General features: G+C 36.6%; 1 protein-coding gene. It reads right to left on the bottom strand.

The window, feature by feature from the left end; all coding sequences use genetic code 11:
* Window positions 1–18: 18 nt before the first annotated feature.
* Entirely contained in the window at window positions 19–198 is a 180-nt protein-coding gene (locus ACTQ50_RS19815) for a hypothetical protein (RefSeq protein ID WP_441485582.1), read from the bottom strand.
* Between the last annotated feature and the right edge of the window lie 163 nt (window positions 199–361).

The following is a 361-nucleotide window of genomic DNA, read 5'->3' as shown; positions in this document are numbered from 1 at the left end:
GTGGGCTTCCTCCGATGATCAAGCGCCAGAGATACTACGAATCTCTGGGACTGGCTGCATAGGCAGTGATATCTTTGAGATAAATGTGTCAACCAATATTGACAATATCATGCTAACCCCTTGCTCGCTGAATTTATCAATATCACTTGGAAAAATTTTTGCTCTTGCTTTAATTTCTCCATAACCTTTTTCAGCCATTCTCGGCTCCCTCCAATCATCTGCTAATATTTATTATCTGCGCTAATCTTTTTAGTGTTAGCATCTAATTAGTACAAAATAAAATGAGATATTCCCTTAAATGTATTATATAATCAATACAAGAGGAGGAACTCATTATGTCACGTAAAAATCCACAACACAC

Origin of the sequence: Blautia sp. Sow4_E7 (assembly GCF_052116245.1) — a bacterium.
GTDB lineage: Bacteria > Bacillota > Clostridia > Lachnospirales > Lachnospiraceae > Blautia_A.
The sequence above is the reverse complement of the archived record's forward strand: the minus strand, read 5'-3'. Positions and strand labels throughout refer to the sequence as shown.